This is a genomic window from Rugamonas rivuli (genome assembly GCF_009380165.1).
Lineage (GTDB): Bacteria > Pseudomonadota > Gammaproteobacteria > Burkholderiales > Burkholderiaceae_D > Rugamonas > Rugamonas rivuli.
On sequence record NZ_WHUF01000008.1, the window covers coordinates 319704 to 337842 of the forward strand.

The window sequence follows — 18139 nt, forward strand, 5'->3', positions numbered from 1 at the left end:
CGCTTACTTCAGCAGCTCAGCTTGAAGCTGGGCGCGGAGTTTCGGGTCCAGCTTCTGGATGGCTTTGTTGAGTTTGTCGGCGTTGGCCAGCGCGGTGGTTTGTTCCGGCGTCAGCGCCTTGGCTTGCTGGATCACCGGCGCCGGCGGCGGCAGCGGTTTGAAGAAGGCGGCCTGGCCGCCCAGCACCAGCAAGGCGCTCAGCACCGAGACGCCGGCCGCCGCGCCCAGCAGCCGCAGCTCGCGCGGCGTGACCGCCGGCGACTGGGTGGCGATGGCGCGCACCGGCATCGCCGGCGCCGGCGCGTAGCCGGCCGCCGTGGCCGCCGCAGTTGCACCGATGGCGGCCGGTTCGTTGGTGGCGTCCAGCGCCACCGGTTTGCGGACGCCGTCGTGCTGCGCGCCCAGTCCGACGGCCGACCTGGCGTGCTGCACCAGTTCCTGCGAGGCGGCGTCGATCAGGGCGATGTGGCGCTCGACCGTCTCGGCCAGCACCGCCTCGTTCAGCGCCACCAGCGCGAACACGGGGTCGTCGACGTCGATGCGGACGCCGGTTTTTTCAAAGACCAGGCTGCGCAGCTTGTGCTGATCCATGGCGGCTTACCACTCCACTTTGTCGAGTTGCTCGAACAAATCGCGGAATACCACCTTGATGCGTTGTTTTTCCATCAGGTTGAACTTGTCGCTTTCCTTGACCTCGTTAGCGGTCAGGCGCGCCGTGTTCATCTTCTTGATGTCGGCGCCGAAGGTGTCGGCGTTGCGCGCCGACAGCACGATGCGGCCCTTCACGCGCGACGAGTTGTCGGCATAGGTCTGCGATTCGGTGAACTGCTTGCCGGACGCCGATTGCAGCAGGCCGAAGTGTTCGTTCTCCCACAGCACCAGCGGCACATTGGTCGACTTGGCGGTCGAGACGAAGCCCATGGCGGTGTCGTGCAGCGTGTCGCCGCCGCCGACGATGGTGTGGATGTAGACCTTGCGCCCCGATTCCTCCAGCAGCGAGAAGCAGTCGTTCTCGATCAGGTAGCCCATCAGCGGCGAGAAGGTGTTGGCGCCGTTGTCGATGACGCAGTTGCCGTCTTCTTCCAGGATGTCGATCATCAGCGCGTCGAAGCGCTTGGGGTCGATGGTGCGGCTGTCGGTCATCACCGGCACATGCTTGACGTCCATCGCCTTGTAGCGCGAGAAGGTCGCGTTCTCCTGGTCGGTGTCGTAGCAGCGCAGCGGCTGCTGGTCTTCCACCAGGTCCTTGGCCGCGATCCACTGCGCCAGGATGGTGGATACCAGCGTCTTGCCGATACCGCCCTTACCTTGGAGAATAAAATGTACCGAGTTTTGCATCAATTACTCCTGAATCGCTTGAATGCGTCGAGAGTAATTGTTTTGCGGCGGGATGGCAACCGCCTAGTCGATGAAGCGGAGCAAACCCTGCAAGGCATGGATGACGGTCTGTTCGCGCACGGCCTTGCGGTCGCCGCTGAACACCAGCCGTTCGGTGTGCACGGTGTCGCCGTTGGCCCAGCCGAAGCAGACCGTGCCGACCGGCTTGCCGGGCACGGCGCCGGTGGGGCCGGCGATGCCGGTGGTCGACACCGCCAGATGGGCGTTGCTGGAGCCGAGCGCGCCGGTCGCCATGGCGGCCGCCACTTCCTCGGACACGCTGCCCATCTGCGCGATCAGTGCGGCGGACACGTCCAGCATTTCCGTCTTGGAGGCGTTGGAATAGGTGATGAAGCCGCAGTCGAACCAGGCGGTCGAGCCGGCGATTTCAGTGATGGCCTGGGCCACGCCGCCGCCGGTGCACGACTCGGCGGTGGCCAGTATCAGGCCCTTGGCTTGCAGGGATTTGCCGACTTGTGCGGCCAGGTCGAGGATGGTGTCGCTGTTCGAATTCATGAAACGCTCCTTCTGTTGCGGCAATCTGCGGGCTGGCTTCCACTGTACCATGCAGTTCGCAATCGATGCCAGTAGTGTACAAAATGTTTTGCCAGAATCGCAATAGTCCACAAAAACATTAGACCGCCGATTTGAACTTGCGTACACTCGAAACGATAACCCGGCTGCCCCTGCCCAGACACCGCAGGCGTGCGCCGCCGATTGTGCAAACTGTTAAGCTTGCACAAGAGAGGGACGCGGTCCGAACCGGCCAGAACGCCGGCTCACCAGGGACCATACGGAGGCCCATCCTATGATCAGCCAGACCGACATTTTCAGTGCCCGCATCCTGATCGTCGACGATCAGCCGGTGAACGTGGAACTGCTGGAATACCTGCTCCGTTCCACCGGCTACACGGCGGTCAGCGCCACCACCGATCCGCGCGTGGTGGCCGGCTGGCACGCCGAGCACCAGTACGACCTGATCATCCTCGACATGCAGATGCCGAACATGACCGGCTTCGAGGTCATGGAGGCGCTCAAGCCGCTGGAGACCGACGCCTGGCTGCCGGTGCTGGTCGTCACCGCCCAGCCCGACCACAAGATCAAGGCGCTGGACATGGGCGCGCGCGATTTCGTCAGCAAGCCCTTCGACCCGGTCGAGGTGCTGACGCGCATCCGCAACATGCTGGAGGTGCGCCTGCTGCACCGCGAAACCCGCCACTACAACACACGCCTGGAGCAGACCGTGCGCGAGCGCACCGCCGAGCTGCAGCGCTTCCGCAGCGCGATGGACGCCACCGCCGACGCCATCTTCCTGCTCGACGCCGACAGCGCCGACGTGGTCGACGTCAACGACGGCGCCTGCCGCATGCTGGGCTATCCGCGCAGCGAGATGCTGGGCCAGAGCGCCAGCCGCATCGGCCTGGGTTCGCCGTCGGCGCTGCGCGACCAGGCCGAGCGGCTGGCCGCCTACACCGCCGCCATCGGCCCGGCGCGCGCGCCCGAGCTGCTCGAACAGGACTTGATGCGGCGCGACCTGATCGCGGTGCCGGTGGAGCTCTACTGGCAGCTGCTGCAGCGCGCCGGCCAGCCGGCCGTGCTGCTGGGCGTGGCGCGCGACATCAGCGAGCGCCGCCAGTCCGAGGAACTGCTGCAGCACATGGCCCACTACGACAGCCTGACCGGCCTGCCCAACCGCACGCTGTTCTTCCAGACCCTGGGCGACGCCATCACGCTCGCGCAGGACAAGTCCTGGCGCATCGTGGTGCTGTTCATCGCGCTGGACCGCTTCAAGAACATCAACGATTCGCTGGGCGCGGCGCTGGGCGACGAGCTGCTGCGCCAGTTCAGCAACCGGCTGGTGCAGTGCGTGCGCATCCGCGACACCGTGGGCCGCATGGGCGGCGACGAGTTCGCGCTGATCCTGACCATGACGCGCGACCAGCAGGACGCGGTGCACACCGCCAACGAGGTGCGCGAGGCGCTGCGCCTGCCGTTCGACCTGGACGGCCACCAGGCCGTGCTCAGCGCCAGCATCGGCATCGCCATGTATCCGGAAGACGCCACCGATCCGCAAACCCTGGTCAAGTACGCCGACACCGCGATGGAGCGCGCCAAGCAGGCCGGGCGCGACGGCTACCGCTTCTTCACCGCCGGCATGAACGTGCAAGTGCTGGCGCGGCTGGACATGGAGCTGGCGCTGCGCCGCGCGCTGGACAACAACGAACTGCTGCTGTACTACCAGCCCAAGGTCAACCTGCACAGCGGCGAGGTGGCCGGCGCCGAGGCGCTGCTGCGCTGGCAGCGGCCCGGCTTCGGCCTGGTCTATCCGGCCGAGTTCGTGCCGGTGCTGGAGGATACCGGCCTGATCGTGCGGGTCGGCGCCTGGATCGTCGATGCCGCCTGCCGCCAGATCGGCGCCTGGCTGCGCAGCGACGTCGGGCCGGTGCGGGTGGCGGTCAACGTCGCCAGCCGCCAGTTCGTCGAGGGCGACCTGGAGCTGACGGTGCGCAGCGCGCTGCTGCGCCACGACGTGCCGGCCGAGCTGCTGGAACTGGAGCTGACCGAGACCGCGCTGATGTCCAACACCGAGCGCACCATCAGCGTGCTGAGCAGCCTGAAGGCGATCGGCATCAAGGTGGCGATCGACGATTTCGGCACCGGCTATTCATCGCTGGCCTATCTGCAGCGCTTCCCGATCGACAAGCTGAAGATCGACATCGCCTTCGTGCGCGACATCACCACCAACCCCAACGACGCCGCCATCGCCCAGGCCATCATCAGCATGGCGCACAGCCTGAAGCTGCGGGTGATCGCCGAAGGGGTGGAGACGCGCGCCCAGCTGGAGTACCTGCGGCGCAGCCGCTGCGATGAAATCCAGGGCTATTACTTCAGCCGCCCGGTGGCGCCGGCGGACCTGGCCGAACTGCTGGCCTCGGGCCGCGGCCTGCCGCCGGACGCCGCCCATCCCGGCAAGCCGGCGCAGACGCTGCTGATCGTCGACGACGACGTCAACGTGCTGTCCTCGCTGCACCGGCTGTTCCGCCGCGACGGCTACCAGATCCTGACGGCGGCCACGCCCGGCGAAGGCTTCGAGATGCTGGCGCTGCACGCGGTGCAGGTGATCGTCTGCGACCAGCGCATGCCGGGCATGAGCGGCACCGAGTTCCTCAGCAAGGTCAAGGAAATGTATCCGGAGACGATACGCATCATCCTGTCCGGCTACACGGGGCTGGACGCGGTGCTCGATTCGATCAACCGCGGCGCCATCTACCGCTTCTACACCAAGCCGTGGGACGACACCCAGCTGCGCGACAACATCCGCCTGGCCTTCCACCACTACTGGCTGATGCACGGCAGCGGCCGCCACGCGGGGCAGCCGGACGAGGACGTCACCGCGCTTCAGGAAGTGAAGTGATCGAAGCTTTCCAGTTGCAGGTCTAGCGCGGCGCCGGCCGCGTCCACCAGGCGCAGGCCGGGGGCGGCTTCGATGCTGCCGACCCGCGTGACCGGCGTGGCCACGCTGGCGGCCGCCGCCAGCACGTCCGCCCGCGCCGAGGCCGGCGCGGTGAAGCACAGTTCGTAATCGTCGCCGCCGGCGGCGGTGTAGGCGCGGCGCATCGCGGCATCGCGCGTGACCAGCACGGCGCCGGCCGGCAGCGCATCCAGGTCCAGCGTGGCGCCGACGCCCGATTGCTTGAGGATGTGGCCGAGGTCGCCCACCAGGCCGTCGGAAATGTCGATGGCGGAGCTGGCCAGGCCTTGTTGCGCCAGCAGCATGCCCAGCGCCACGCGCGGCGTCGGCGTGTGCAGGCGCACGGCGGCCGCCTGCAGGCTGGCCGCGTCCATCGACAGTTCGAGGCGGTAGCCGCCCAGCGCCAGGCGGGCGTCGCCCAGCGTGCCGGAGATCCAGATATCGTCGCCGGCGCGGGCGCCGCTGCGGCGCAGCGCCTGGCCGGGCCGCACTTCGCCGAACACGGTGATGCAGATGGTCAGCGGGCCCTTGGTGGTGTCGCCGCCGATCAGCTCGATGTCGTGGGCGTCGGCCAGCGCGAACATGCCGTGGGAAAAGCCGGCCAGCCAGTCGCGGTCGGCCGACGGCAGCGCCAGCGCCAAGGTGAAGCCGACCGGGCGCGCGCCCATCGCCGCCAGGTCGGACAGGTTGACCGCCAGCGCCTTGTGGCCGAGGCGGGCCGCGTCCTCGCCGGCGAAGAAGTGGCGGCCCTCGACCAGCATGTCGGACGAGATCGCCGTCTGCATGCCGGGCGTGGGGGTGAGCAGGGCGCAGTCGTCGCCGATGCCGAGCGTGGCGCGGGCAGGGTGGCGAGGGCGCTGGAAGTATTCCTGGATGAGGTCGAATTCGGAGAGCATGGCGTTATTGTACCGGTGCGTGCAGCGTCGCGCGGGGCGCTGTGGTGTCGGCGGACAGGAACAGCCAGTCGTGGTTGGCCAGGCGGACCGCGATGCCTTCCACCTGGTAGCGGTCCAGCAGGTCGGGTGTGAAGAACAGCTGCGGCCCGGCCTCGTAGCGGGCGCCGGCCAGCATGACGAGCAGGCGGCTGCCGGCCGTTTCGATGGTCAGCGCCTGTTCGCCCAGTTGCGCCAGTTTGCCCTGGCCGGTCTGCATCAGGCCGCCGAGCGAGCGGCTGTAGACAAACGCCAGCTGGATGCCGTGGCGCTGCCAATCCTGCAGGCAGGTCCAGGCGTTGGAGGGGGCGGCGTCGCCAGTGGTGGCCGGCAGGTCGGCGCCGCTGCTGATCATGGTGGGCATGGCAAGCTCCGGTAGGTGGGGATGGATCCAGCTTACTTGGCCCCCGGCCGCCGGCTGATTGGCATTTTCAATCAAAATTCATCGGCCGATACAAAATAGTGATAAAACCGGAAAATTGATTATGTTGAAGCTATTGATAGTTTAATGCCGCTAAAAGCGTCAAAAATTCGGTTTGAGTTGCCTCAGATCATAAATAATGCTGATATCAGTCATAGCTGTTGGTGAAAATACCTACTTAATTGAAAGAATTGGTCTGATAAAATCGGAAGCTTTCCGACAGTACAAACAGGAAGGCAGCACAGCATGGATTCGTCATCTGATAAAAAAGAAGAACTTCGTCAACAATTGCGCCTCGCGGCGCTCGAATACCACGAGTGCCCGACGCCAGGCAAGATCAGCGTCACGCCGACCAAGCAACTGACCAACCAGCGCGACCTGGCGCTGGCGTACTCGCCGGGCGTGGCCGCGCCATGCGAAGAGATCGTCATCGATCCGGCCAACGCCTACAAATACACGGCGCGCGGCAACCTGGTGGCCGTCATCACCAACGGCACCGCCGTGCTGGGCCTGGGTAACATCGGCCCGCTGGCCGCCAAGCCTGTGATGGAAGGCAAGGGCGTGCTGTTCAAGAAGTTCGCCGGCATCGACGTGTTCGACATCGAGATCAACGAATCCGACCCGGACAAGCTGGTCGACATCATCGCCTCGCTGGAGCCGACCTTCGGCGGCGTCAACCTGGAAGACATCAAGGCGCCCGAGTGCTTCTACATCGAGCGCCAGCTGCGCGAGAAGATGAAGATCCCGGTCTTCCACGACGACCAGCACGGCACCGCCATCATCGTCGGCGCCGCCATCATGAACGGCATCCAGTACGTCGGCAAGGATATCGCCAACTGCAAGCTGGTGGTGTCGGGCGCCGGCGCGGCCGCGCTGGCCTGCCTGGACCTGATCGTCGACCTCGGCTTCCCGCTGGAAAACATCTACGTCACCGACCTGGCAGGCGTGGTCTACAAGGGCCGCAAGGAATTGATGGACCCGGACAAGGAACGCTTCGCCCGCGAAACCTCGGCCCGCACGCTGGCCGAAGTGATCAGCGACGCCGACATCTTCCTCGGCCTGTCGGCCGGCGGCGTGCTGAAGCAGGACATGGTCAAGGCCATGGCGCCGAATCCGCTGATCCTGGCGCTGGCCAACCCGAACCCGGAGATCCTGCCGGAAGACGTCAAGGCCGTGCGCGGCGACGCCATCATCTGCACCGGCCGTTCGGACTATCCGAACCAGGTCAACAACGTGCTGTGCTTCCCGTACATCTTCCGCGGCGCGCTCGATTGCGGCGCCACCACCATCACGCGCGAAATGGAAATCGCCGTGGTGCACGCGATCGCCGAGCTGGCCCACGCCGAGCAGTCGGACATCGTCGCCACCACCTACGGTTTCAGCAACCTGTCGTTCGGCCCCGAGTACCTGATCCCGATGCCGTTCGATCCGCGCCTGCTGATCAAGATCGCCCCGGCCGTGGCCAAGGCGGCCGAGGATTCCGGCGTCGCCACCCGTCCTATCAAGGATCTGCAAGCCTACGCCGACAGCCTGCAGCAGTTCGTCTACCGCAGCGGCACCTTCATGAAGCCGCTGTTCCAGGTCGCCAAGAAGACCGCCGCCGAACTCAAGCGCATCGTCTACGCCGAGGGCGAAGAAGAGCGCGTGCTGCGCGCGGTGCAGGTGATCGTCGACGAGAAGCTGGCCCGTCCTATCCTTGTCGGCCGTCCGGCCGTGCTGGAAACCCGCATCACCAAGTTCGGCCTGCGCCTGAAGCAGGGCATCGATTTCGACGTCATCAACCCGGACCACGACGAGCGCTACCGCGAATACTGGCAGGCTTACTACGAGCTGACCGCCCGCAAAGGCGTGACGCAAGAGTACGCCAAGCTGGAAATGCGCCGCCGCCACTCGCTGATCGGCGCCATGATGATCAAGAAGGGCGACGCCGACGGCATGATCTGCGGCACCTTCGGCACCACCCAGCTGCACCTGCACTACATCGACCAGGTGCTGGGCAAGCGCGACGGCGCCTGCGTGTACGCGGCGATGAACGTGCTGATCATGCCCGAGCGCCAGCTGGTGATGGTCGACACCCACGTCAACGAAAACCCGAACGCGAAAGAGCTGGCGGCGATCACCGTGATGGCGGCCGAAGAGATGCGCCGTTTCGGCCTGTCGCCGCGCGCGGCGCTGCTGTCGCACTCGAACTTCGGCTCGTCCAACAGCGAATCGGCGCAGAAGATGCGCGCCGCGCTGGAGCTGGTCAAGCAGCTCGATCCGACGCTGGAAGTGGATGGCGAAATGCATGGCGACACCGCGCTGGACTCCAAACTGCGCAACTCCATCATGCCGGGCACCACGCTGACGGGCGACGCCAACCTGCTGGTGATGCCGAACATCGACGCCGCCAACATCGCCTACAACCTGGTGAAGACGGCGGCCGGCAACGGCATCGCGGTCGGCCCTATCCTGCTGGGCTGCGCCAAGCCGGTGCACATCCTGACGCCGTCTGCCACGGTGCGCCGCATCGTCAACATGACCGCGCTGTGCGTGGTCGACGCGGTGGCCCAGCGCAAGGTCTGATGTAGCACGCCGCCGCAAGGCCCGGGGTCAAGTCTGACATTCGGACACGAGTTCTACCGTAACGCGCGTTACGGTAGAACTCGTGTCCGAATGTCAGACTTGACCCCGTTTTTATTGCCTCAATATCAACGAAGTCGAGACATCACTGCCGCTGATGGTAACAAGATGTAAGTGATGTAATCGACATAATTGGTGAGAAGTGCGGCTGGTACGCTCTGTTACAATACCGGGCTGTAAAGTCACCCATGATTTGGATTGCTATTCACCATGAATAAAATAAAAAAAGCCCTGATTACGGGCATTACCGGCCAGGACGGTGCATATCTGGCCGAATTGCTGCTGGAAAAAGGTTACGAAGTTACGGGAACTTATCGCCGCACGAGCTCGGTGAATTTCTGGCGTATCGAGGAACTCGGCATCCAGTCGCACCCGAATCTGAAGCTGGTGGAATACGATCTGACCGACCTGGGCTCCAACATCCGCCTGCTGCAAAGCGCGCAGCCGGACGAGGTCTACAACCTGGCGGCGCAAAGCTTTGTCGGCGTCTCCTTCGAACAGCCGGTGACGACCGCCGAGATCACCGGCGTCGGCCCGGTCAACCTGCTGGAGGCGATCCGCATCGTCAATCCGAAGATCCGCTTCTACCAGGCGTCGACCTCGGAAATGTTCGGCAAGGTGCAGGCCGTGCCGCAAAAGGAAGACACCCCTTTCTACCCGCGCAGCCCGTACGGCGTGGCCAAGCTGTATGCCCACTGGATGACCGTGAACTACCGCGAATCCTATGGCATCTTCGGCTGCTCCGGCATCCTGTTCAACCACGAGTCGCCGCTGCGCGGCCGTGAATTCGTCACCCGCAAGATCACCGACTCGGTGGCCAAGATCCACCTGGGCCAGCTCGACGTGCTGGAACTGGGCAACCTGGACGCCAAGCGCGACTGGGGCTACGCCAAGGAATACGTCGAAGGCATGTGGCGCATCCTGCAGGCCGACCATCCGGACACCTATGTGCTGGCCACCAACCGCACCGAGACCGTGCGCGACTTCGTCAGCATGGCGTTCAAGGCGGTCGATGTGGCGCTGGAGTGGAGCGGCTCGGCCGACCACGAAATCGGCACCTGCAAGAAAACCGGCAAGGTGCTGGTGCGCGTCAATCCGAAGTTCTACCGTCCGGCCGAGGTGGAGCTGCTGATCGGCGACCCGGCCAAGGCTGAAAAGGAACTGGGCTGGAAGCCTAAGACCACGCTGGAACAGCTGTGCCAGATGATGGTCGAGGCCGACCTGCGCCGCAACAAAGCCGGCTTCTCCTTCTAAGGACGCGACGATGGCTGCTGAGGGCATGGAGGGCGCAGGCAAGCGCGCCCTGATCACCGGGCTGTCCGGCTTCACCGGACGCTATGTCGAGCAGGAGCTGAGCGCCGCAGGCTACGAAGTCTACGGCACCATCACCCCCGGCCATGCACCCGGCCCGCGCCAGTTCGCCGTCGACCTGGGCGACCGCGCCGGCCTGGCCGCCGTGGTGGCCCAGGTGCGGCCGGACGTGGTGGCCCACCTGGCCGCCATCGCCTTCGTCGGCCATGGCGACGTCGAACAGATCTACCGCGTCAACGTGGCGGGCACCCGCAACCTGCTGGAAGCGCTGGCCGCCGCCGAACACAAGCCGTCGGCCGTGCTGCTGGCCTCCAGCGCCAATGTCTACGGCAACACCGACGCCGGCGTGATCGACGAGCAGGTGCCGGCCGCGCCGGCCAACGATTACGCGGTCAGCAAGCTGGCCATGGAATACATGGCGCGGCTGTGGCAGGACAAGCTGCCGCTGATCATGGTCCGCCCCTTCAACTACACCGGCGTCGGCCAGCACGAGAACTTCCTGCTGCCGAAGATCGTCGCCCACTTCCGCCGCCAGGCCGCCGACATCGAGCTGGGCAATCTGCACGTCTGGCGCGATTTCTCGGACGTGCGCACCGTGGCCTCCAGCTACCGCCGCCTGCTGGCGCTGGGCCCGGCCGCCGCCGGCCAGACCTTCAACGTCTGCTCCGGCAACGCCTATTCGCTGGGCGAGGCGCTGGACATGATGGCCGACATCGCCGGCTACCAGATCAAGGTCCACGTCAACCCGGCCTTCGTGCGCGCCAATGAAGTGGTGCGCCTGGTCGGCGACAACCGCCGCCTGCTGGCCGCCATCGGCGCCTCGGCGGCCGTGCCGCTGGCCGACACGCTGCGCTGGATGTACACGGCGTGACGGCGATGAACAACCCTGCATCCCGCATCGTGCGGGTGGGCCTGTCCACCACCACGGCCGAGACGGCGCTGACCGGCGGCCGCCTCGACGGCCTGGGCGTCTACAGCCGCGCGCTGCTCGAACACCTGCCGCAGGCCGGCGCCGAAGTGCTGCCGTTTTCCTTCGCGCCGGGCGGCGACGCCAGCCGCGTCAGCGTCGGCCGCGCCTTGCCGCTGTCGTTCCGCGGCGCCACGCTGGCCGACCTGCTGCTGCCGTCGTCGGTGCATATGCACGTCAGCGGCGTCATGGGCCGCGGGGCGCCGCCGCTGGACCTGTTCCACGCCACCGACTACCGCATCGTGCGCATGGATTGCCCGGTGGTGGCGACGCTGCACGACGCCGTGCCGATCGCCCATCCCGAGTGGTGCACGCCGCGCCTGCGCGGCCTGAAGAACTGGCTGCAGATCAAGGCCGCGCGCAAGGCCCAGCATGTGATCACCGGCTCCCATTACTCGATCCGCGAGCTGGTCGAACACTTCGGCGTCGACGAGGGCAAGATCAGCGTGGTGCACCATGGCGTGCGCCCCGAATGGTTCGACGCGCCGTCGGCCGAGGCGCGCGACGCCACGCTGGCGCTGCACGGCCTCAACCCCGGCTACTTCCTGTTCGTCGGCACGCTGCAGCCGCGCAAGAACGTCGGCCGCCTGCTGGAGGCTTACCTGGCCTTGCCGCCGGTGCTGCGTTCCGCGCGCCAGCTGGTGATCGTCGGCGCCCCGGGCTGGCTCAGCGACGAGCTGGTGGCCCAGATCAAGGCCGCCAAGCAGCGCGGCGAGAACGTGGTCTGGCTCAGCAAGCTGACCGACGACGCCCAGCTACACCACATCTACGCCGGCGCCGGCGCCTTTGTCTTCCCGTCGCTGCACGAGGGCTTCGGCCTGCCGCTGGTGGAAGCCTTCGCCAGCGGCGTGCCGGTGGCCACCTCCAACGCCACCTCGCTGCCGGAAGTGGCGCAGGGCGCGGCGCTGGAGTTCGACCCGCTGTCGGTGCCGGAAATGACCGCCGCCATGACCACGCTGGCGCGCGACGACGCCACCCGCAACCGCTGCATCGCCGCCGGCCGCCGCCGCGCGCTCGAACTGACATGGGATGAAGCGGCACGCCGTACCGTCGCCGTGTACCACCACGTCCTCTCTCACTGAAGCAGTCATGCGCGTCCTCCATTTCTACAAGACCTACTACCCCGATACCTGGGGCGGCATCGAGCAGGTGATACGCCAGCTGTGCGTGGGCACCGGCCGCCTCGGCGTCACCAACGAAGTGCTGACGCTGACGCGCGACCAGGGCCCGGCCCGCATCGAGTTCGAAGGCCACACCGTGCACCGCGCGCAGCTCGACTTCGAGGTCGCCTCGACCGGCTTCTCGTTCGCCGCGATCCGCCAGCTGGCACGCCTGGCGCGCGAGGCCGACGTGATCCACTACCACTTCCCGTGGCCATTCATGGACCTGGCGCACTTCATGGCGCGCATAGCCAAGCCCTGCGTCGTCACCTACCATTCGGACATCGTGCGCCAGAAGAATTTGCTGCGCGTGTACAGCCCGCTCAAGCGCCGCTTCCTGCGCAGCATCGACACCATCGTCGCCACCTCGCCCAACTACCTGGCCTCGTCGCCGGTGCTCAAGCGCTTCGAGCACAAGACGCGCACCATCACCTACGGCCTGGACAAGACGATCTACCCGCAGCCCTCGGCCGCCTGCAAGGACCGCTGGCGCGCGCGCTGCGGCGAGCGCTTCTTCCTGTTCGTCGGCGTGCTGCGCTACTACAAGGGCCTGCACATCCTGCTCGACGCCATGGCCAAGCTGGACTACCCGGTGGTGATCGTCGGCGGCGGCCCGGAGGAGCAGGAGTTGAAGGCGCACGCCGAGCGCCTGGGCCTGACCCACGTGCTGTTCGTCGGCGCGCTGGAGGAGGAAGACAAGGTCGCGCTGCTGGAGCTGAGCTATGCGATGGTGTTCCCGTCGCACCTGCGTTCGGAAGCGTTCGGCATCTCGCTGCTGGAAGGGGCGATGTACGGCAAGCCGATGATCTCCAGCGAGATCGGCACCGGCACCACCTACATCAACCTCGACCAGGAGACCGGCCTGGTGGTGCCGCCCGACGATCCGGCGGCCCTGGGCGCGGCCATGCGCGTGCTGTGGGAGCAGCCGGAACGCGCCGCCGAGATGGGCCGCCGCGCCGAGGCGCGCTACTGGGAACTGTTCACCGCCGAGACCATGGCGCGCAACTACCACGCGCTGTACAGCGAGCTGGCGGCCCGCGCGGGCACGGCCGGCGAGAGCGCCGTTCCACGTACCGTTTGATCTGACGCAAGGGCGGCGCTGGCGGACGCGGCTATCATGGCGGTCGAACTCCGCGCCCTGCCGACGGTCCTCAACAATGACGCTGCCAAGACGGCGCCACCCGCTGTGTGACGCAACGACGTCGTCCGGGCGGGAGTTCACCCCCACCGTGGCCTCTCCAGCAGGGTAGAATACCGCCACCACCCCTGAATCCGGAGATCCGCGTGCGCTGCCTGGTTATTGAAGACGAAGCCGAAACCTCGAATTACATCTGCAAAGGGCTGCGCGAGGCGGGCTACCTGGTCAGCGCCTGCGACAACGGCCCCGAAGGCCTCGACCTGGCGGTCGGCAACGACTGGGACATCATCGTGCTCGACCGCATGCTGCCGGGCCGCATCGACGGCCTGTCCATCGTCGACCGCCTGCGCGCGCTGGGCAAGCAGACCCCGGTCATCATCGTCAGCGCGCTGACCACCATCGACGCCCGCGTCAGCGGCCTGCGCGGCGGCGCCGACGACTACCTGTCCAAACCCTTCGCCTTTTCCGAACTGCTGGCCCGCATCGAGGCGCTGCAGCGCCGCAGCGCGCCCGGCGCCGACAGCTCGCAGCTGCAGGTGGCCGACCTGCGGCTGGACCTGCGCACGCTGCGCGTGACGCGCGGCAACAAGGTCATCACGCTGCAGCCGCGCGAATACCGGCTGCTGGAGTACCTGATGCGCAACGTCAACCAGGTGGTGACGCGCACCATGCTGCTCGAATCGGTGTGGGACTACCACTTCGACCCGCAGACCAATGTCATCGACGTCCAGATCAGCCGCCTGCGCGCCAAGGTCGACAAGGACTTCCCCGTCATGCTGATCCATACGCTGCGCGGCGTCGGCTACCGCATGGGGCCGACCCCGCCCGAAGACGGGGAGCCGGCCGCTTGATCCGGCTGCGCGCGTCCATCGCCGCCAAGCTGGTGCTGGGCTACGGCCTGCTGGGCACGGCCTCCATCGTGCTGGTGTCGGCGGTGTTCTACCGCGGCACCGTGGGCGTGCTGGACCGCGATATCGACGGCCGCATCGTGGTCCAGTCGGACCGCCTGCTGGCGCGCGCCAACGGCTTGCCGCCCGGCGTGCTGCTGGCCGAGGTGCGGCGCCAGCTGGACGACGGCGTCGACAGCGACCGCGAAATCTTCCAGCTGGTGGCGGCCGACGGCACGCCGCTGGCCGGCAACCTGGATGCGTGGCCGAAGTCGCAACTGCCGTCGCCGGGCACCGGCCCGGGGCTGGTGAGCGCGATGGTGGTGCGCCAGGGCCATCCGGCGCCGGCCCGCCTCTACCTGCGCCCGCTGGACGACGGCGGCGCGCTGATCGTCGGCCGCGACCTCAGCGAGCAGGAAGCCGTGCGCGAGGTGATCTGGCACGCGCTGCTGGCCGGCGCCGCCGTCTCGCTGCTGCTGACGGTGGGCGGCGCGCTGCTGTTCCGGCGCGCGATCGAACGCCGCCTGAGCGCGATCCGCCGCACCGCCGCGCAGATCGAGGCGGGCGACCTCAGCCCGCGCATCCCGGTCACGGGACACGACGAATTCGCGCTGCTGGGGCGCGACATCAACCGCATGCTGGACCGCATCGAACTGCTGATGGAAGGCATCCGCCACGTGTCGAACGCCATCGCCCACGACCTGCGCACGCCGCTGGGCCGCATCCGGGGCCGGCTCGACGAGGTGGTGCGGCGCGAGGCCAGCGTGCCGCGCCTGACCGCCGCCGCCCGCGACGCCATCGAGGACATCGACGACCTGATACGGCTGTTCGAACGCCTGCTGCAGATCGCCGAGGCCGAATCGGGCATGCGCACCCGCCTGTTCGAGCGCCTGGACCTGGGCCACATCGCCAGCGACATCGGCGAGATGTACGAGGCCAGCGCCGAGGACAGCGGCCTGCAGCTGACGGTGGACGCGCCCGAGCACCTGTACGTGGACGGCGACCGCAACCTGCTGGCCAGCGCCGTCGCCAGCCTGCTGGACAACGCCATCAAGTACGCCGGGCCGGGCGCCTCGCTGCGCCTGCGCGCCGGGCTGTACCACGGCGGCCTGGCCTCGATCGCGGTGCACGACAACGGCCCCGGCATCCCCGAGCAGGAGCGCGGCAAGGTGACGCAGCGCTTCTACCGCCTGGACGACAGCCGCCACCTGCCGGGCAACGGCCTGGGCCTGGCCATCGTCAGCGCCACCGCGCTGGCCCACGGCGGCGAGCTGGTGCTGGAGGACGCCGCGCCGGGGCTGGTGGCGCGCATCCTGCTGCCGCTGGCGCCGCAAGCCTAGCCTGCCGGGTTAGCTTTCCGATCGGTAATGTGGCCGCAAGCTGGCGGAAAGCCGTTGCGCGCTAGCATGAAGGGTTACATACCGAGATCATCCCCACCATGCACGATTTAAGCGACATCGCCGATTGGCTCAAGCATCATCCCGTCCAGCAGGACGCGCGGGAGCATGGCGGGCACGTGGTGTCGTTCAGCAGCCACGACTACCTGGCGCTGGCCGGCCATCCGCGCCTGGTGGCGGCGGCCAAGGACGGGTTGGACCGCTACGGCGTCCGCCACGGCGACGGCGTGGCGTCGTGGCAGCCCGGCGGCGAGCCGGAGGTCTACCGCGCGCTGGAAAGCCGTCTCGGCGCGCTGGCGCGCAAGAGCGACGCGGTGCTGTTTGTTTCCGGCTACATGACCAATATCGGCGTGCTGTCGTCCATCGCCAAGGCGGCCGCGCTGGCGCGGCTGCACGGCTACCGCGCCCGCAAGCGCCACAAGTACGCCTACTACTCGGACGAGTTCAACCACGTCAGCATCCGCGAAGGCATCCAGATGTCGGGCGCGCTGCGCTACACCTACCGCCACGGCGATATGGAGCATCTGGAATCGCTGCTGAAGTCGGGCGCGGAAGAGGGCTGCACGCCCATCATCGTCAGCGACGGCGTGTTCGGCATGGAAGGCACGATCGCGCCGCTGCCGCAGCTGGTGGCGCTGGCCGAGCGTTTCGGCGCGCTGCTCTACATCGACGACGCCCACGCCACCGGCGTGCTGGGCGCCCATGGCGGCGGCAGCACCGAGCACTACGATTGCTACAGCCCGTGCATCATGCAGATGGGCAGCCTGGGCAAGGCGCTGGGCGCGCTGGGCGGCTACGTCGCCGTCGAGCGCGAGGCCGCCGAAGTGATACGCATGACCAGTTCCGCCTACGGCTACGCCAGCCCGCCGCCGCCGGAGCGCGCGGCCGCGCTGCTGGCCGCGCTGGATTTGCTGGACCAGGAACCGGAGCGCCGCCAGCGCCTGTGGGACAACCAGCGCTATTTCATCGAGCGCATGGCGCCGCTGGGCTACACCATTCTGTCGACCTTGACGCCCATCCTGCCGGTGCTGGTCGGCGAGGCCGAGGCTTGCCAGCGCTATGCGATCGCGCTGCGCAAGGAAGGCATCCACGTCGATGCGGTCCAGTTCCCGGCGGCGCCGGTGGGCCAGGCCCGCCTGCGCTTCGTGATCAACGCCGGCCACACCCGCGAGCAGATTGACCATGCGGTGCGGGTGATGGCGCAGCTGGCCGGCCGCGCCTCGCGCCTGGCGGCTTAAGCGGCGGTCTGCTCCGCCCAGCGCTGCTTGACCTCCAGCAGCGCCGGCATCTGCTTCAGGAACAGGTCGACCAGGTCGGCGTCGAAGTGCTTGCCGCGCTGCTGCTCCAGGTATTCCACCGCCTGCGGGATCGGCCATTCCGGCTTGTAGGGCCGGGCCGAAGTCAGCGCGTCGAACACGTCGGCGATGGCGACGATGCGCCCCACCAGCGGGATCTCGCGGCCGGCCAGGCCGTTCGGATAGCCGCTGCCATCCCATTTCTCATGATGCGTCATCGCCACCTGGTAGGCCATCGCCAGCATGCCGCCGGGATGCTTGCCGATGATCTCGCCGCCGATGGCGGCATGGGTCTGCATCACTTTCCATTCCGCCGTCTCCAGCGGGCCGGGCTTGCGCAGGATGCTGTCCGGGATGCCGATCTTGCCGACGTCGTGCATCGGCGCCGCGTGCAGCAGGTCGTCCGCCTCGGCCTCGCTCATGCCGGCCGCGCGGCCGAGGATGCGCGAGTAGTGGCTCATGCGGATCACGTGCAGGCCGGTTTCATTATCCTTGTACTCGGCCGCCAGGCCCAGGCGCTGGACGATTTCCAGCCGGGTGCGGGTCAGCTCGTCCATGCGCACCAGCGACAGGTGGGTGCGCACGCGGGCCCGCACGATGGGCGGGCTGACCGGCTTGGTGATGTAGTCGACCGCGCCGGCGTCGAAGCCGACCACCTCGTCGCTGGCGTCGCTGAGCGCGGTGACGAAGATCACCGGAATGGCGGCGGTGGCTTCGTCGGTCTTGAGCTGGCGGCACACTTCATAGCCGGTCATGCCGGGCATCATCACGTCCAGCAGGATCAGCTGCGGCCGCTCCTGGCGCGCCAGCTCCAGCGCGCGCGGGCCGTCCTTGGCGAACAGCAGGCGGTACTGGTCCTGCAAAATATGGCGCAGCAGTTGCAGGTTGCTGGCCTCGTCGTCGACGGCCAGGATCAGCGGCAGGTCGTTGGTGGGGGCTTTAATCATGGGTTCTCCTTGGCCAGATGGGCAGCCAATTCCAGCAGCGTAGCATGGGCTTGCGGGAAATCGAAATCGTTGAGGGCGGTGTGCAGCTCCGCCAGTTGCCTGGCCAGCGCGGCCGACAGGCCGGCGCCGCTCATGGCGCTCGCCAGCGCGGCCAGCGCGGCGTCTTCCAGCGCGCCGCGCTTCAGCGACGGCAGCAGCGCCTGCGCCGCCGCG

At 67.2% G+C, this 18139-nt stretch carries 16 protein-coding genes; 9 read left to right on the forward strand and 7 right to left on the reverse strand.

Features of this window, described 5'->3' with window-relative positions:
* Window positions 1-3 precede the first annotated feature (3 nt).
* From GEV01_RS26865 to GEV01_RS26875, 3 genes are all read right to left on the reverse strand, one after another.
* Window positions 4-591: a hypothetical protein gene (locus GEV01_RS26865; protein ID WP_152808850.1), complete on the reverse strand. Its 588-nt coding sequence runs from the start codon at window positions 589-591 to the stop codon at window positions 4-6.
* A 6-nt stretch (window positions 592-597) separates the two neighbouring features.
* Entirely contained in the window at window positions 598-1338 is a 741-nt protein-coding gene (locus GEV01_RS26870) for a P-loop NTPase family protein (protein ID WP_152808852.1), read from the reverse strand.
* Between the two features lie 63 nt (window positions 1339-1401).
* On the reverse strand, window positions 1402-1893 hold the full coding sequence (locus GEV01_RS26875) for a CinA family protein (RefSeq protein WP_152808854.1): 492 nt from the start codon (window positions 1891-1893) through the stop codon (window positions 1402-1404).
* 292 nt (window positions 1894-2185) lie between these two features.
* On the opposite strand from GEV01_RS26875, the gene GEV01_RS26880 reads away from it, so the two are divergent.
* Window positions 2186-4792 (forward strand): EAL domain-containing protein, encoded by a 2607-nt coding sequence (locus GEV01_RS26880; protein WP_152808856.1) that lies wholly within the window; start codon window positions 2186-2188, stop codon window positions 4790-4792.
* Here GEV01_RS26880 and thiL read toward each other — a convergent pair.
* Window positions 4777-5745, reverse strand: coding sequence for a thiamine-phosphate kinase (gene thiL, locus GEV01_RS26885; protein ID WP_152808858.1), 969 nt, complete (start codon window positions 5743-5745; stop codon window positions 4777-4779). The two genes, GEV01_RS26880 and thiL, sit on opposite strands and share 16 nt — an antisense overlap.
* A gap of 4 nt (window positions 5746-5749) precedes the next feature.
* A complete protein-coding gene (locus tag GEV01_RS26890; protein WP_152808860.1) occupies window positions 5750-6145 on the reverse strand; it encodes a hypothetical protein in 396 nt (131 codons plus the stop codon).
* 303 nt (window positions 6146-6448) lie between these two features.
* On the opposite strand from GEV01_RS26890, the gene GEV01_RS26895 reads away from it, so the two are divergent.
* The 8 genes from GEV01_RS26895 (at window position 6449) to GEV01_RS26930 (ending at window position 16922) form a co-directional block, all read left to right on the forward strand.
* On the forward strand, window positions 6449-8767 hold the full coding sequence (locus GEV01_RS26895) for an NADP-dependent malic enzyme (RefSeq protein ID WP_152808862.1): 2319 nt from the start codon (window positions 6449-6451) through the stop codon (window positions 8765-8767).
* 267 nt (window positions 8768-9034) lie between these two features.
* Window positions 9035-10078: a GDP-mannose 4,6-dehydratase gene (gene gmd / locus GEV01_RS26900; protein WP_152808865.1), complete on the forward strand. Its 1044-nt coding sequence runs from the start codon at window positions 9035-9037 to the stop codon at window positions 10076-10078.
* A gap of 10 nt (window positions 10079-10088) precedes the next feature.
* Window positions 10089-11006, forward strand: a complete 918-nt coding sequence (locus tag GEV01_RS26905) for a GDP-mannose 4,6-dehydratase (protein WP_152808867.1) — start codon at window positions 10089-10091, stop codon at window positions 11004-11006.
* A gap of 5 nt (window positions 11007-11011) precedes the next feature.
* Window positions 11012-12184 (forward strand): glycosyltransferase family 4 protein, encoded by a 1173-nt coding sequence (locus GEV01_RS26910; RefSeq protein ID WP_152808869.1) that lies wholly within the window; start codon window positions 11012-11014, stop codon window positions 12182-12184.
* A gap of 7 nt (window positions 12185-12191) precedes the next feature.
* Window positions 12192-13343: a glycosyltransferase family 4 protein gene (locus GEV01_RS26915; protein ID WP_152808871.1), complete on the forward strand. Its 1152-nt coding sequence runs from the start codon at window positions 12192-12194 to the stop codon at window positions 13341-13343.
* Window positions 13344-13546: 203 nt separating this feature from the next.
* A complete protein-coding gene (locus tag GEV01_RS26920; RefSeq protein WP_328595636.1) occupies window positions 13547-14251 on the forward strand; it encodes a response regulator transcription factor in 705 nt (234 codons plus the stop codon).
* Complete coding sequence (locus GEV01_RS26925) at window positions 14248-15627, forward strand: sensor histidine kinase (RefSeq protein WP_152808873.1); 1380 nt, start codon at window positions 14248-14250, stop codon at window positions 15625-15627. The genes GEV01_RS26920 and GEV01_RS26925 overlap by 4 nt, the downstream gene beginning before the upstream one ends.
* Before the next feature lie 98 nt (window positions 15628-15725).
* Complete coding sequence (locus GEV01_RS26930; RefSeq protein WP_152808875.1) at window positions 15726-16922, forward strand: aminotransferase class I/II-fold pyridoxal phosphate-dependent enzyme; 1197 nt, start codon at window positions 15726-15728, stop codon at window positions 16920-16922.
* Here GEV01_RS26930 and GEV01_RS26935 read toward each other — a convergent pair.
* Entirely contained in the window at window positions 16919-17926 is a 1008-nt protein-coding gene (locus GEV01_RS26935; RefSeq protein WP_152808877.1) for an HD domain-containing phosphohydrolase, read from the reverse strand. The genes GEV01_RS26930 and GEV01_RS26935 overlap by 4 nt on opposite strands.
* Window positions 17923-18139, reverse strand: a 217-nt coding sequence (locus tag GEV01_RS26940; protein WP_152808879.1) for a hypothetical protein, incomplete at its 5' end; no start/stop codon positions are given. The genes GEV01_RS26940 and GEV01_RS26935, both read right to left, overlap by 4 nt.

Bases quoted from the DNA above. Each gene is read 5' to 3' on its own strand.
- GEV01_RS26865 (WP_152808850.1), bottom strand. From the start codon at position 591: ATGGATCAGCACAAGCTGCGCAGCCTGGTCTTTGAAAAAACCGGCGTC.
- GEV01_RS26870 (WP_152808852.1), bottom strand. From the start codon at position 1,338: ATGCAAAACTCGGTACATTTTATTCTCCAAGGTAAGGGCGGTATCGGC.
- GEV01_RS26875 (WP_152808854.1), bottom strand. From the start codon at position 1,893: ATGAATTCGAACAGCGACACCATCCTCGACCTGGCCGCACAAGTCGGC.
- GEV01_RS26880 (WP_152808856.1), top strand. From the start codon at position 2,186: ATGATCAGCCAGACCGACATTTTCAGTGCCCGCATCCTGATCGTCGAC.
- thiL (WP_152808858.1), bottom strand. From the start codon at position 5,745: ATGCTCTCCGAATTCGACCTCATCCAGGAATACTTCCAGCGCCCTCGC.
- GEV01_RS26890 (WP_152808860.1), bottom strand. From the start codon at position 6,145: ATGCCCACCATGATCAGCAGCGGCGCCGACCTGCCGGCCACCACTGGC.
- GEV01_RS26895 (WP_152808862.1), top strand. From the start codon at position 6,449: ATGGATTCGTCATCTGATAAAAAAGAAGAACTTCGTCAACAATTGCGC.
- gmd (WP_152808865.1), top strand. From the start codon at position 9,035: ATGAATAAAATAAAAAAAGCCCTGATTACGGGCATTACCGGCCAGGAC.
- GEV01_RS26905 (WP_152808867.1), top strand. From the start codon at position 10,089: ATGGCTGCTGAGGGCATGGAGGGCGCAGGCAAGCGCGCCCTGATCACC.
- GEV01_RS26910 (WP_152808869.1), top strand. From the start codon at position 11,012: ATGAACAACCCTGCATCCCGCATCGTGCGGGTGGGCCTGTCCACCACC.
- GEV01_RS26915 (WP_152808871.1), top strand. From the start codon at position 12,192: ATGCGCGTCCTCCATTTCTACAAGACCTACTACCCCGATACCTGGGGC.
- GEV01_RS26930 (WP_152808875.1), top strand. From the start codon at position 15,726: ATGCACGATTTAAGCGACATCGCCGATTGGCTCAAGCATCATCCCGTC.
- GEV01_RS26935 (WP_152808877.1), bottom strand. From the start codon at position 17,926: ATGATTAAAGCCCCCACCAACGACCTGCCGCTGATCCTGGCCGTCGAC.